Raw genomic sequence first — 14,694 nt, forward strand, 5'->3', positions numbered from 1 at the left:
AGTGACCAAACGAATAACTTTAGCGTTGTTATGCAGCACGAAATACCGCACAAGCGCGGTGTTTTTTTGTTTCTAATAAAGCTATAAACCGATTTCAACATAGAAACATCGAAAAAAGGGAACTGCTCTTTTTTCGGTTACCGTTAGAACAATGTTCAGGACGTTGGGCTAGTGTTGCATAACTCCCTGCGTTAGTTTCTCGCTATTTAGCAGTAGAAGCCACTGATGACGGAAGCACATAAATACTCATGAAAAAAAGTTATCCCACACTGCTGGCCACCTTAGTTTGGGCCACAATTTATGCTCAGCCTGCATATGCTGATCTTGCCTCTCAATGTTTACTGGGAGTCCCTGTTTATAATAAGCCATTAGTCGAAGGCGATCCTAACTCATTACCTGTCACCATTACGGCTAAGGATATGCAAGGGGAATACCCACGCATGATCCAATATAGAGGCAATGTAGACATTAAACAGGGAAATCAAACATTAAGCGCAGATAATGTTGAGTTGACCCAAACAGAAGGTGAAACACCATTAAGAATGGTCACCGCGACAGGTAATGTCTCTTATGATGATCCACAAATCATCTTAAAAGGCCCACGTGCTTGGTCTAATCTAAATAATAAAGATACTGATATCGAAGAAGGTAAATACCAAATGGTGGGCCGACAAGGCCGTGGCTACGCGAATAAAATGCAAATGCGTGGCGAAAACCGCTATACCATTATGGATAAAGGGATGTTTACCTCTTGTCTACCCGGCGACGATAGTTGGAGTGTTGTCGGCTCTGAGGTTATCTTAGATCGTGAAGAGCAAGTAGCAGAAATTTGGAATGCACGTTTTCGTGTTGCTAACGTCCCAGTTTTCTATAGTCCTTATCTGCAATTACCGATTGGCGATAAACGTCGCTCTGGTTTCTTAATTCCTAATGGTAACTATTCTCGTAGTTCTGGGTTTGACTTCCAACTGCCTTACTATTGGAATATTGCCCCTAATTATGATGCGACTATTACCACGAATTATATTAGTCGCCGTGGTTTAAAGCTCGATAATGAATTTCGTTATTTAACAAAACCGGGTCGCGGTACGATTGCGGTTGATTGGATCCACCACGACAGTCAATACAATAAAGATAAAGCAGACGAAAAAGCGGGTTATCTGGCGCGTGATTCTGCTACACGCTGGTTATTCTATTGGGGTCACAGTGGGGTGATGAACAATGTGTGGCGCTTTAATGTTGACTACACAAAAGTCAGTGATAACAAATATTTCACCGACTTTACTTCGCAATATGGTAATACCACTGATGGTTATGCGACGCAAAAATTCAGTACCGGTTATGCTCAGCAAAATTGGAATGCCACATTAACCACTAAACAGTTCCAAATTTTCTCAGATAATAAAGATGCAAGGGCTTATCGTGCTGAGCCGCAGCTTGATCTTAATTATTATAAAAATGATATTGGCCCATTTGATTTTCGTACTTATGCACAATTTGTCCGCTTTACCAGTGTCGGAGAAAACACCCCTGAAGCGAACCGTTATCATATAGAGCCAACCATTTCCTTACCTGCCTCCACTGGCTGGGCAAGCTTTAATAATGAGTTTAAATTGATGGCGACTCATTATGATCAAGATATTCCTGATGCTTATAAAAATAACGCTAAAAATCCAAGACTTGATGATAGCGTTAACCGCGTACTACCACAATTTAAGTCAGATATGAAAGTGGTATTTGAACGCCAATATGACACTAACGATATTACGCAAACGTTAGAGCCACGAGTACAATATCTATATGTACCGTATAAAGATCAGTCTAATATCAATAACTTTGACTCAGCGCTATTACAATCCAACTATAGCGGACTTTTCCGTGACAGAATGTACGGTGGTCTAGATCGCATTGCTTCTGCAAACCAATTAACGGCGGGTGTTACTTCACGTTTTTATGACAGTGAACTGGTTGAACGTTTTAATATTTCTGTTGGTCAAATCTATTTCTTTGAGCGTCCGAAAACAGGTTCATCGAATGAAATTATCAATAGCAAAGATGAAACCGGATCTATGGTATGGGCAGGCGATGCATATTGGCGCATTACTGATACTTTAGGTATGCGTGGTGGTTTACAATATGACCGTCGTTTAGGCAGTGTCTCTATGGGTGATGCGATTATGGAGTATCGCCGTGATAGCGACCATCTCTTACAATTGAGCTATCGTTATGTAGACCGTGATTATATTCAAGCAACACGGGTTCGCCCTTATGATGGCGGGGTCAATCAACTACCAGAATACCAAAAAGGCATTTCTCAAATTGGTGTTGTCGGCAGTTGGCCTTTAGCAGAACGTTGGGGACTGGTCGGCGCTTATTACTTTGATACCAAAGATTCAGAGCCAGTAAGCCAAATGGTTGGCTTACAATATAACACCTGTTGCTGGGCGGTAAACGTTGGTTATGAACGTAAAATTGTTGGCTGGAAAGAAGACCACAGCGATATTGACAACAAATGGTCAATCAATTTGGAACTCAGAGGCCTAAGTAACAATCATAGTTTAGGTAGTCAAAAAATGCTTGAGCGCGGTATCTTACCTTATCAAAGAGCGTTTTGATTAACCCAAACGACAAAATTGGCTGAATGAATATGTCATCGCGCAAAATGCGGAAAACACATAATGGGAAACTTATGAAAAATTGGAAAACGCTGGTTATCGGCTTAATGATCACGGTTGGTGCAGCCACCAGCACAACCACTTTTGCAGCACAAGAACTCAACCGCGTATCGGCTATCGTCAATAACGGTGTCGTTCTGGAAAGCGACGTCAATAGAATGTTACAAACGGTGCAAATGAATGCCAAAAATGCCGGGCAAGAAATGCCTGATGAGCAAGTTTTGCGCCAACAAATCTTAGAGCGCTTGGTGATGGATAACATCATCTTGCAAATGGCTCAACAGATGCAAATTGATATTCCTGAAGCTGCCGTTGAGTCAACCATTCAAGGGATTGCCGCAGAAAACAACCTGACACTAGAGCAGTTAAAAAAACGTCTTGCTGCCGATGGGATTGCCTATAACGATTATCGTCAAGATATTCGTAAAGAAATGATGTTAGCAGAAGTGCGTAATAACGAAGTTCGTCGTCGTATTACGATTTTGCCACAAGAAGTGGACTCATTAGCTAAACAAATTGAAAGCCAAGCAAGCCAAAGTATTGATCTTAATCTTAGCCATATCTTAATTCCATTATCAGAAAATCCATCACCTGCAGAAATTGAAAAAGCACAGCAAGTGGTGAACCGTATTAAGAACCAGCTAAAAAACGGTGCTGATTTCGGAAAATTAGCTGCCACTTATTCTGCCGATCCACAAGCACTTAATGGTGGTAATATGGGATGGGCATCAATTGATGAGTTACCGACAATCTTTGCTAAACAGCTTGCTAATGCACAAAAAGGTGAAATTGTCGGGCCACTGCAATCAGGTGTTGGTCTACACATTATTAAAGTCAATGATATACGTGGTGCTTCAAAAACCGTTTCTGTGACTGAAGTAAAAGCACGCCATATCTTACTAAAAAGCTCGCCTATCATGAATGATGAGCAAGCTTATGCCAAACTACAGAAAATTTCCGCCGATATTCGTAGCGGTAAAATCAGTTTTGCGGATGCGGCTAAAGAGTATTCTGAAGATCCCGGTTCAGCATTACGTGGCGGTGAGTTAGGATGGTCAATGCCTGATATTTATGATCCAGCTTTCCGTGACGCGTTGATGCGTTTAAACAAAAATGAATTAAGCCAACCTGTGCGCTCTAATTTTGGCTGGCACTTAATTGAACTTGAAGATACGCGTAGCGTTGATAAAACAGATGCAGCGAATAAAGAACAAGCTTACCGCTTACTGTTTAACCGCAAGTTTAATGAAGAAGTGCAAAACTGGATGCAAGAGTTGCGTGCAGGCGCTTATGTGAAAATAATGAACGAGAATAATGCAAACTAAGCTAAAAAAACCCCTCGTTATCACCCCCGGCGAACCCGCCGGGGTTGGTCCTGACCTGATTATTTCATTAGCACAGTCACAGTGGGCACTTCCTTGGGTAGTATGCGCTGATCCTCAATTATTACGAGCAAGAGCACAGCAACTCAATCTCCCACTCACTTTAGTTGAATATTCCCCAGATAATCCACCTACAGCACATATCCCTGGCCAAATTTGTGTACTTGCCGTTGAATTAACCGACCCTTCGGTTGTCGCAGGTACACTTAATACTGCCAATGGCCACTATGTGGTACAAACGCTTGCTCGCGCTTGTGATGGATGTTTAAACGGAGAGTTTTCTGCTTTAGTCACAGGGCCGGTACATAAAGGGGTTATTAATGATGCCGGTGTGCCATTTACAGGGCATACAGAGTTCTTTGCCGATCGTAGCCATTGTCAACGAGTGGTGATGATGCTGGCAACGGACACTTTAAGAGTCGCTCTCGCCACCACACACCTGCCCTTAAGAGAAGTTGCTGATGCGATTACGGGTGAGTTGCTTAATGAGATCATCACCATTTTAAACCATGATCTAAAAACCAAATTTGGCATCTCATCACCACATATTTACGTATGCGGTCTAAATCCTCATGCTGGAGAAGGCGGTCATATGGGGCGTGAGGAGATCGATATTATTGAACCCGCATTAGAGCAATTACGCCAACAAGGTATTCAACTTCATGGGCCTTACCCTGCGGATACCTTATTCCAGCCTAAATATTTAACACATGCAGATGCTGTGCTTGCGATGTATCACGATCAAGGATTACCTGTGCTAAAATATGAAGGTTTCGGTCGTGCTGTGAATATCACGCTCGGTCTACCTTTTATTCGTACATCTGTTGATCATGGGACCGCCCTTGAACTTGCAGGTACTAAAAGCGCAGATGCTGGCAGTTTTCGCACCGCATTAAATTTAGCCATTAATATGATACAAAATTGTAATGAATAATAGAGTCCATCAGGGGCACTTTGCCCGCAAACGCTTCGGGCAGAACTTTTTAACAGACAGCTATATTATTGAAAGTATTGTTGAATCTATTTATCCACAACCCGGTGAAGCCGTTATTGAAATCGGTCCTGGTTTAGGCGCGCTTACTGAGCCGGTGGGGGAAAGAATGGATAAAATGACGGTCGTCGAAATTGACCGTGATTTAGCTGCACGCTTAGAAGTTCACCCTACATTAAAAGATAAGCTAACCATTATTCAGCAAGATGCGATGACGATTGATTTTGCCCAATTAGCAAAAGAGCGTCAGCAACCTCTGCGGGTTTTTGGTAACCTACCTTATAATATTTCAACGCCATTAATGTTCCATCTATTTAGTTTTGCTGATGCCATTTCTGACATGACTTTTATGTTGCAAAAAGAGGTGGTTAATCGCCTAGTGGCAAGTCATGGTAGTAAAACTTATGGCCGCTTAAGTGTCATGGCACAATACCACTGCCAAGTCATTCCTATTATTGAAGTGCCACCAAGCTCATTTAAGCCAGCCCCGAAAGTAGATTCTGCCGTTGTGCGTCTGATCCCTTATAAGGAAAAACCCTATCCGGTGACAGATATTGCTATGTTAAGCCGTATCACATCACAAGCCTTTAATCAGCGCCGTAAAACGTTACGTAATAGCTTAGGTGGACTACTTACAGCAGAAGATATGCTGGCATTAGATATTGATCCCACTGCACGCGCAGAAAATATTTCTGTTGAGCAATACTGTAAAGTGGCAAACTGGTTATCATCACAACAGCAACACGCTGAGTGAAATAGCGCACACTAGACCTAGGAGGTATTATGTTTACTTCATCCAAAGTGGCGATACAGGTACAAAGCGTTTACATTGAGAGCCAATCTTCGCCAGAAGAACAGCGCTATGTTTTTGCTTATACCATCACCATACATAACTTGAATAAACATGCTATTCGCCTCCTACGTCGCTATTGGTTGATCACCAATGCACAAGGAAATACCACTGAAGTTCAAGGTGAAGGGGTTGTTGGTGAACAACCTCTGATTGAAGCTGGCTCACGGTATCGTTATACCAGTGGCGCAGTTCTTGAAACGCCGATGGGCACCATGGAAGGTCATTATGAAATGATTGACGCACAAGGACGTCTGTTTCAAATTGACATCCCTGTTTTCCGCCTTGCTATCCCTACATTGATAAATTAATTATGGCTACTTATTTAATTGGCGATGTTCACGGCTGTTATCGTGAATTACGCCAACTTCTCAATCAAGTTAATTTCGACGCCAATCAAGATACACTTTGGTTAACGGGGGATCTGGTTGCTCGAGGACCTGATTCACTTGAAGTATTGCGTTTTGTCAAAAGCTTAGGCTCAGCGTTAAAACTCGTATTAGGGAATCACGATCTGCATCTACTGGGGGTATTTGCAAAGATTAGTCGTAATAAACCCAAAGATAAGCTTAATGAATTACTCAATGCACCAGATGCTGATGAATTAATTAATTGGTTACGACGTCAACCGCTATTACAAGTTGATGAAGAAAAGAAAATCGTTATGGCACACGCAGGTATTACCCCTCAGTGGGATTTAGCAACAGCTAAAAAATGTGCCCGAGAAGTAGAAGCCATATTAAGTAGCGATAGTTACCCCCTTTTCATTAATTCCATGTATGGTGATATGCCCAATAATTGGTCACCCGAATTAACTGGCTTACCGCGATTACGCTTTAGCACCAATGCTTTTACTCGTATGCGCTATTGTTTTCCTAACGGGCAGTTGGATATGATTTGTAAAGATAAGCCTGAAAATGCGCCTGCGCCATTAAAACCTTGGTTTGATTTACCTAATCAACTACCAAATGATTACAGTATTATCTTTGGCCACTGGGCCTCTTTAGAGGGAAAAGGCACCCCTGAAAATATCTATGCGCTAGATACTGGGTGTTGCTGGGGCGGTGTTCTAACCTGTCTACGTTGGGAAGACAAACGTTATTTTATCCAACCTAGTCTCACACACTTACCATAATTTTGTAGCGTTAAGATAGCATAGGTGTTGATTTATTTTACTATGCTATCTGGGCTATCTACTCTCTTCTGAGAGCCATCACAAAGATAACTTGATTTAAATCAATAGGTTATTTTTTCTCAAAACAAATTAAGTAGCTTTTTTATAACAACAAGCAGAATTAACCGCTATATTGCGCTATTTATTATAGATTATTCTTTATAAAGATATTTATTAAAAGATAAATAATGAATATTTAATTATAGGGTACTCTTTATAGCTAATTATATTTTAGTTATAGTATCTATTCATATTTAAATATGAATATATTAATAAATTAATAAAAATAAAAAGGAGATATTTAATCTCCTTTTTTATTTAAATTTTGTTATTTTCTTCTTTTTAATATTTCAAAACAGTAGTTATGCGAATTATTTTCATCTGCCTCATGGTATTCCATAAAAGTAGAATCCCACTCATCAGGCTCATAATCGGGGAAAGTTGTATCACCAATCACTTCAGCATCAATATGAGTAAGGTATAATTTATTCGCCATTGGTAGGAATTGCTCATAAACCTTACCGCCACCAATCACCATGATTTCATCATTATTTTCAGCAGCTTGTAGTGCTTCTTCAACGGATTTCACCCAAACAACATTGTCATCATTTCCAGGCTGACTGCTTAATACAATATTGAGACGATTAGGTAAAGGACGCCCGATAGACTCATAAGTCACCCGGCCCATAATAACGGGTTTATTTAATGTATTTTTTTTAAACCATGCGAGATCACCAGGTAATGTCCAAGGCATCGCCTTTTCCATACCAATAATACGATCCGCCGCTAATGCTGCGATTAAACTAATATTCATTTACATACCTACGGGTAAAAATGGGAAAACTATTTATACTATACGGAAAGCGAAAACTTGAGTCGATACAATTTATGCTTCACCGATAATAAATAATTGCTTTATACAGGAAGTGTTAACTTAATCATGAAAGCTTTAAACATTATAATAGTGCTATATGGCAGTTGCTATTATATTTGAAAATTCTTTAGGTGTTTTTACAATTACTTTACGCTCATTACAGGCGCGAGAACCTTACTTTTTTCTCATCGTAAAAAATGTAGCACTTTATCAATAACATGCGAAAAGAGGCACTGCTACTTCTCATTGACTGGCTTATAGCACTTTTAACATTAAAGTATCACCTTTCGTTAAGGCAATCATACGATTGTTGACATCCTCCACGCCCTAAAGGACGTGGATCCCTACTGCGTTCAGACTGATGTCTGAATCAACTCGGCGGGTTCCTGCTTCGACGGGCGGTCTGACTGCACCCTCCCTCCACAGGCAAGCACGGCATGTCCTGCCGCTAAAATGTTACGTGCCCCGTTGATATCAGCATTCGCTGTATATCCACATTCAAGGCACTCGAATTGACTTTGTGACTGGCGGTTTTCCTTTGCTGTATGACCACAGTAAGCGCACTTCTGACTGGTGTAGGCAGGGGGTATTGCCAGTACCTGACCACCTCGCCAGAGCTGCTTGTACTCAAGCTGACGGCGCATTTCATACCAGCCCTGCTCCAGTATTGAGCGGTTTAAACCAGATTTAGCTTTTACGTTCCGTCCAGGCCGTTCTGTCGTACCTTTTGCCGATTTAGACATGTTACTGACCTTTAAGTCCTCAATGACAATCATTGCGTGGTTTTTGCTGATTTCACTGGTGACTTTGTGAAGGTAGTCTTTCCTAATATTGGCAATATGAGAATGCAGACGTTGAATTTTGCGCTTTTGTTTTTGCCAGTTGGCACTGAATTTGATTTTACGGCTTAATTTCCGTTGAAGCCTTGCCAGCTTTCGCTGGTTTACTTTAAAACTGCTGACGGGCGGGTATACCGTACCGTCTGAAAGCGTGGCAAGTTTTGTAACGCCTGCATCAAGCCCGACTATTGAGGTTGATTCATGTTGTGGTTCTGTCGCTTCATGCTCAGTCTGAATGCTGACGTACCATTTACCGCATGACTGACTGACCGTGACGTTTCTCACTTCTCCGACGACTTCACGACTGTTGCGGTAGCGCATCCATCCCAACTTTGGCAATGATATACGACTATTGGATTGATCGAGCTTCACGCCCTGCGGGTAGCGAAAAGCGTCATTTTTACCGCGTTTCTTGAATCGAGGAAAAGCGGTACGCTTCTGGAAAAAATTCTTGTAAGCCCGTTCCAAATCTTTCAGTGACTGTTGTAACGGTTGTGATGGGGCTTCCTTCAACCATTGTGTCTCTGTGTCAGATTTCCACTCAATGAGCCATGAAGCCATTTTTGTATAGGGAATGTATTTATTCCCTGCTTCGTAATTCTCATTCTGACGTGCTAATGCCCGATTGAAAACAAAACGACAAGCCCCTGCAAAGCGTCTCATCTCACGCTCTTGCTGACCATTGGGTCTTAACTGGAATTTAAAGGCTTGTAGACGTTTCATATTGCCTATTATACTTTGGTCTATGAAAAATGAAACTAATATTTTCCTTGGCAGACATTGTGTGTTCCTGATGCACATCCATTTGGTCTTTGTCACAAAATACAGGCGAAAAATATTTGATCAGGATGCAATTGAAAAATGGCGAGGCTACTTTGCCAGTGTTTGTGCTGATTTTGATGTTGAACTGGTTGAAATGGATGGGGAACGGGATCACGTTCATTTACTGATTAATTACCCGCCAAAACTGGCGATATCTAATCTGGTTAACAGCCTTAAAGGGGTATCGAGTCGATTACTTCGACGTGATCGTCCTGATATTGCCCAACGTGATTACTACAAGGGGGTTCTTTGGTCGCGAGTTATTTCGCGGGGAGTTGTGGTTGCGCACCAATATCCATTATCCGCCAGTACATTGAGCAACAGGAAACACCGAGTTAGTTAAAAAACCGCGCCTTATATCCCCGACCTGAAGGACGGGGTTTTACGGTGCTTTGGATAAAAAGAACTAAAATAGGTGTAAATAATTATCAATGTAATAGGTGTAATCGATTATTAATGAATCAAAATTCCAATCCTTATCGTCCCTTAAGTAATCAATAATATCCAGTAAAATATCTTTATATTTATCTTTAAGATCATCACACTCATTGTCTATTTTTTCTAAAATATTCTCATGATTATTTCTAATAACATTAGCAATGGTATATTTCATTTCATCACTATTTTCATTCTTAGTAAAAATATTTTGCATTCTTCTATTATGTTTAGTGATAAAACTCTCGTCTTCCATTGTCATTTTTTTAGCTTTAATAATATCTTTTTTTTCTAACACTCCTAATGTAAGCATATCATCTACAAACTTTTGAACGTCTTCATTATTTCTTAATTTATTAGTCAAAAAATTTGATATTGACTTTTTAAAAGCATCGTTAATATAGTTTACCGTATTATATTCCATTGCTTTATCAATAAAACATTTAGTTATATTGACAATAAACGCTTTATCCATCTCCACCGAATAAATACTATACATTATAGTAACTAAATTCATTATTGAATTAATTAATTCATTATTATCTTTTCTATTAATCTCTTTACAAACATAACTTAATGCCATATCAATATGTTGTTTATAGTTAAAATCACTATAATATACCATATCATCGCACTTTGGGTGATATTTCTTCAATTGTTCAAACATTTCTTTTGGATAATGATTAATTATATTGAAAGCAATGTTTATTATAGTAATAAAGTCTCCTTTTGTTTTTGATTTTTCATAAAGATAACATTGTATTAATCTTTTAACATCATCATGACAATCATTTTTTATTGCATAACTTAAAGTTAAAAAAAATGTATCTAAATGTTTATTCTTAAAGCTAACAAAATCTGAGTTAATTAGCTTACAGTTTTTAAAATATACTTCCCCTCCATTTCTCATCAAAATGGATAATGTATTAATTTTCGCATGTTGACTTTTGTCTAATAGAAAAACCACCCCAACATTAATATTAAAAATACTCTTTATAAAAAATGATATTTTAGATAGTAAAGTAATCTTTTCCCTTTCAATATAAAGACTTGAAAGCGTATTTAACACATCATTGATTTTATTTTTTATTTGGTATTTCTCTTTTATATTTTCATCGTATTTTTTTATTGAAGTAACGCTATCAAAATTATTTTTTATATGCATAAAAACTCCTTATCTCATAGTAAAACTATCTTTTATTTATCTACATATTCATACAAAAAAAAGCCCTTATTACTAAGGGCTATAAATATCAAAAAACAAATAAGGTTTAGAAATTAATTTTCAATATTGCATTAATACCACTCGAATTGATATCACTATTATATTGACCTTGATAAGAGATACCGAAAGTGGTTGATTTACTTAACTGCGCATCAACACCTAGACCAACACCAAATAAATTATCTAGTTTACCACCTCGTAGTGATGCCTCACCTGAATTGGATAACCATAGACGTGATTCAGGGCGATTATCACCAAACAGATGGCTTGCTGATATATCACCTTTTAATGCCATATTAATATTGCCTGCCATAAATGGATATCCACCACGTAAACCAACCGTAGCAACTTGAATATCTTGTGCATCTGTTTTAGTGGTAAACTTCATATTACCCACATTTTCATTGATATTATCAGTGGATACTCTTAACCAACTAAATCCAGCATAAGGTTCAATTGAGTACTGGCTAGTATTCAATTGAGTATAAGCACCTTCTAAAAAGAATTGACTAATTTTCGCATCGTAACTGGTTGAGTTATAACCTGCAGTTTGTCCTATCCAGAGTGTTCTTTTGGCATCTCTATCTTGGTTTGTATGTGTAAATCCATAATTTAATGAGGCAACATCATAAAGATTAGAGATCCCATAAGCACCAATATGAATATCATTACTATCTATCTTTCCATATTGATTACCTTTATATTTGGTGGAGCCTGCACCGAAAAATAGACCCGCTTTAGTATTTTCAGTAACATCAATTTCAGCACCTAATAACCCAACATAGAAATCAACATCCATATCACTGTGGCCATAATCCGTCTTACCCCACTGACCCATGCCGCTGATCCAAATACGCGCATTACTATTACCTAGTTGTGCATGGCGACCATCACCGATACCAATAGCCTGATCTTTCACTGTACGAGTTAAACCCAATACATTAACAATACTGGCATTATTGGCATTTAAATACATATCACTACCCAATGATTGATAAGTGGTTTTCAGATCATTTTCATTCATCGGTAATACAGCATTAAATAGCTCACCATTCCCTGTATTATCTAATGCATTAGCAATAGCACGACCATTTTCATTATCAGCAAAGGTGGCTAAAGTCGTATTTTCTTTCTTAGTTAAACTACCACTGATGGTTTTATCTGTTATCGTGATATGTTTATCAAATAAAGCATAATCATTATTGGTGACAGTAGTGGTTGTGGCTGGATCTGCAACCACACGGTTACTGGCTAACATTTTCGTTTTAGTGCGATTATCAACTAAACTATCTGTATTCACCTCACCGACAACAACACTATTATTAAGATAAATATCTTTTAGTTGCCCAACATTATCCGCCCCCACATCAATATCGGCTCCTTGATTAAGCACTAAGTTACCAATATTAACATTGTGTCCTGCGGTCACTAAATAACGACCTTTATCATTAATATTAATGTTTACTTTATGGTTTTGGTTTGAGGTTAATTGGCCTTTTTGAGTAAAAGTATCGTTATAACGCTCAATAATACCTAATTTCCCACCATTAACATTGACGGCTTGCGTCCCAAAAGATCCGCTAAAGCCATATAAAGTACCTTGTTCGACAGTTGTACCACCACGGTAACTATTATTTCCCGTCATGACTAACGTACCTTCGCCTCGCTTCACCAAAGCACCATCATATAAGCCAGCATCAATTTTAGCTTGAATAGCATCAGCGCGTTTTTGGTAATATTCTTGACGCCATTTTTCAGCATCTTCTTGGCTAACAATATGCGATGTAGGATCAGGATTGCCATCATTAATCACAAAATCAGTACCGAGATGATAATCACCTCCTGCCGCAATACCTTTTTCGGTATATTCTTTCAACCATGCGAGATCTTCTTGCTTACGTAGATCTAAAGCTGTTTGGGAAATATCATTAGTCCACACATCAAGCGGTGTCGCATTTAGGTTATATTCAAATTTACCTAGCAATTGACCCGGACCATACATCCCTTTATCTAAATCTGGTGTTCCCCACCCATAACGTACATCGGGAGTACCTTCTGCAGCCGTCCAGCTCTCATATAAAGAGCCATCAGGATCACGATGGTTAGCGGTAGTGAACATGACATCACGAACTTGAATGGCGTTCATGGAAGGATAACGAGACATTAATACTCCCATCGCCCCCGTCACATGAGGAGCTGCCATTGAAGTACCACTAAAGGTATCCCAACCTGGATTTCCCTCTTTATCAACCACTGTAGAATAGATATTTCGACCTGGTGCAACCACTGTCCACCATTTTGCATTACCCGCTTCATTGAAGACTTTTTCTAATACATAACCGGTGTTATCCGCATTTTGCTTCAATCCTGCCACCGCAATCCAATGCTGTTCGGCTTCGGGATTAAAATAAGGATAAAGAGGACGATAATAAGGTTGAGCAAAGTCGCGATTACCCGTTGTAAAGACCTGAACAACATTCGTTCCTTTAACTGCATCATAAGCAGCATCAACAAAGGAAGGTTTATCACCATAGACTTTTTTAAAGTAGAAATATTCGTATTCTGTCTGTGCCGTGGTGTTAACAGGCATATGTATCGTGGTATTACCACCATCAGGCCCCTCTGTTTTATCTGTATTAATAATGCGCGGGTTAGTCCCCCAGCTATTATTAATCACTTGCGCACCCGCGTCGACCATCGCTTTCCAGCCAGTATAGAAATAGGTATAGTCTTGATAAGGGCCATAGTTATTGCTGTCTGTTGCCCCAGTATTCCCTAAATAAATATCAGCCCCCCACGCCACACCATGCATACCATTACCATCACGGTTAGCCCCCACAGTACCAGTGACATGTGTGCCATGGGTATCATTCACCCCTTTGATCCAATTACCATCAACATCAAAGACTTGGCCTTTTTCATAATGTCCGCCCATTTCTTGTGGATAGCGCATTCCCGTAGAGCCATATTCACCTTTGGCTTTTACTGCATGAAAACGAGATCCACTCAACTCTTGATGTGAGAGCAGTGCACCAGAGTCCATCACCCCGACTTTAGCACCTTGACCATGAAAACCCAGAGCATAAGCACTAGAGGCATTCATGGCTGCAAGCCCCCAGTCTTTTTGATATTCAGGGCTTTCCCAACTTTGTTTATTACCTAATTGTCCAACTTCTGAATATGCAACAGCATAGCCAGAAAAAAGAAGTGCCGAAGTAATAAGGGAGAGTTGAAATAGAGAGTTTGTGGTATTTTTTTTCTGATTAATGGGATGGTGACTTAAAGCTATTTCTTTGTTCATTCTGTACCTTCTGTTATGTTGAAAGGGATAACATTAATTAAGGAATAAAAACAAAAGACGTAGCGATCCTCTCTTTTTTATAACAATAATTACTTGAGGGATCTCTCAAATATACGAAGCTAAACC

The 14,694-nt window shown here is 39.4% G+C and carries 10 protein-coding genes and 1 pseudogene; 7 read left to right on the top strand and 4 right to left on the bottom strand.

Annotated features, from left to right (window positions below; all coding sequences use genetic code 11):
- The first annotated feature begins 248 nt into the window (after positions 1 to 248).
- The 6 genes from lptD to apaH are packed head-to-tail and all read left to right on the top strand — an operon-like array spanning position 249 to position 7,033.
- A complete protein-coding gene (gene lptD / locus PMI_RS11530) occupies positions 249 to 2,615 on the top strand; it encodes an LPS assembly protein LptD (protein ID WP_012368321.1) in 2,367 nt (788 codons plus the stop codon).
- Positions 2,616 to 2,662: 47 nt separating this feature from the next.
- A complete protein-coding gene (gene surA, locus PMI_RS11535) occupies positions 2,663 to 4,000 on the top strand; it encodes a peptidylprolyl isomerase SurA (protein ID WP_004245538.1) in 1,338 nt (445 codons plus the stop codon).
- Positions 3,990 to 4,991, top strand: coding sequence for a 4-hydroxythreonine-4-phosphate dehydrogenase PdxA (gene pdxA / locus PMI_RS11540; protein ID WP_004245539.1), 1,002 nt, complete (start codon positions 3,990 to 3,992; stop codon positions 4,989 to 4,991). Before surA ends, pdxA begins: the two co-directional genes overlap by 11 nt.
- Positions 4,984 to 5,802 (top strand): 16S rRNA (adenine(1518)-N(6)/adenine(1519)-N(6))-dimethyltransferase RsmA, encoded by an 819-nt coding sequence (gene rsmA / locus PMI_RS11545; protein ID WP_004245541.1) that lies wholly within the window; start codon positions 4,984 to 4,986, stop codon positions 5,800 to 5,802. The genes pdxA and rsmA overlap by 8 nt, the downstream gene beginning before the upstream one ends.
- A 29-nt stretch (positions 5,803 to 5,831) precedes the next feature.
- On the top strand, positions 5,832 to 6,209 hold the full coding sequence (gene apaG / locus PMI_RS11550) for a Co2+/Mg2+ efflux facilitator ApaG/CorD (RefSeq protein ID WP_004245543.1): 378 nt from the start codon (positions 5,832 to 5,834) through the stop codon (positions 6,207 to 6,209).
- A 2-nt stretch (positions 6,210 to 6,211) separates the two neighbouring features.
- Complete coding sequence (gene apaH / locus PMI_RS11555) at positions 6,212 to 7,033, top strand: bis(5'-nucleosyl)-tetraphosphatase (symmetrical) ApaH (protein ID WP_004245544.1); 822 nt, start codon at positions 6,212 to 6,214, stop codon at positions 7,031 to 7,033.
- Between the two features lie 367 nt (positions 7,034 to 7,400).
- On the opposite strand, the gene folA is transcribed toward apaH, so the two are convergent.
- The gene (gene folA, locus PMI_RS11560; RefSeq protein WP_004245545.1) at positions 7,401 to 7,886 is read right to left on the bottom strand and encodes a type 3 dihydrofolate reductase; all 486 of its coding nucleotides are present in this window, start codon (positions 7,884 to 7,886) and stop codon (positions 7,401 to 7,403) included.
- Between the two features lie 413 nt (positions 7,887 to 8,299).
- Positions 8,300 to 9,508 (bottom strand): RNA-guided endonuclease InsQ/TnpB family protein, encoded by a 1,209-nt coding sequence (locus tag PMI_RS11565; RefSeq protein ID WP_012368322.1) that lies wholly within the window; start codon positions 9,506 to 9,508, stop codon positions 8,300 to 8,302.
- A 22-nt stretch (positions 9,509 to 9,530) separates the two neighbouring features.
- Between PMI_RS11565 and tnpA the strand changes: the two are divergent.
- Positions 9,531 to 9,946 (top strand): annotated as a pseudogene (gene tnpA / locus PMI_RS11570) (IS200/IS605 family transposase).
- 67 nt (positions 9,947 to 10,013) lie between these two features.
- On the opposite strand, the gene PMI_RS11575 reads toward tnpA, so the two are convergent.
- Entirely contained in the window at positions 10,014 to 11,207 is a 1,194-nt protein-coding gene (locus PMI_RS11575) for a hypothetical protein (RefSeq protein WP_012368324.1), read from the bottom strand.
- A gap of 106 nt (positions 11,208 to 11,313) precedes the next feature.
- Positions 11,314 to 14,568: an autotransporter Pta gene (pta, locus tag PMI_RS11580; RefSeq protein ID WP_012368325.1), complete on the bottom strand. Its 3,255-nt coding sequence runs from the start codon at positions 14,566 to 14,568 to the stop codon at positions 11,314 to 11,316.
- Between the last annotated feature and the right edge of the window lie 126 nt (positions 14,569 to 14,694).

Source organism: Proteus mirabilis HI4320, assembly GCF_000069965.1.
Classification (GTDB): Bacteria; Pseudomonadota; Gammaproteobacteria; order Enterobacterales; family Enterobacteriaceae; genus Proteus; species Proteus mirabilis.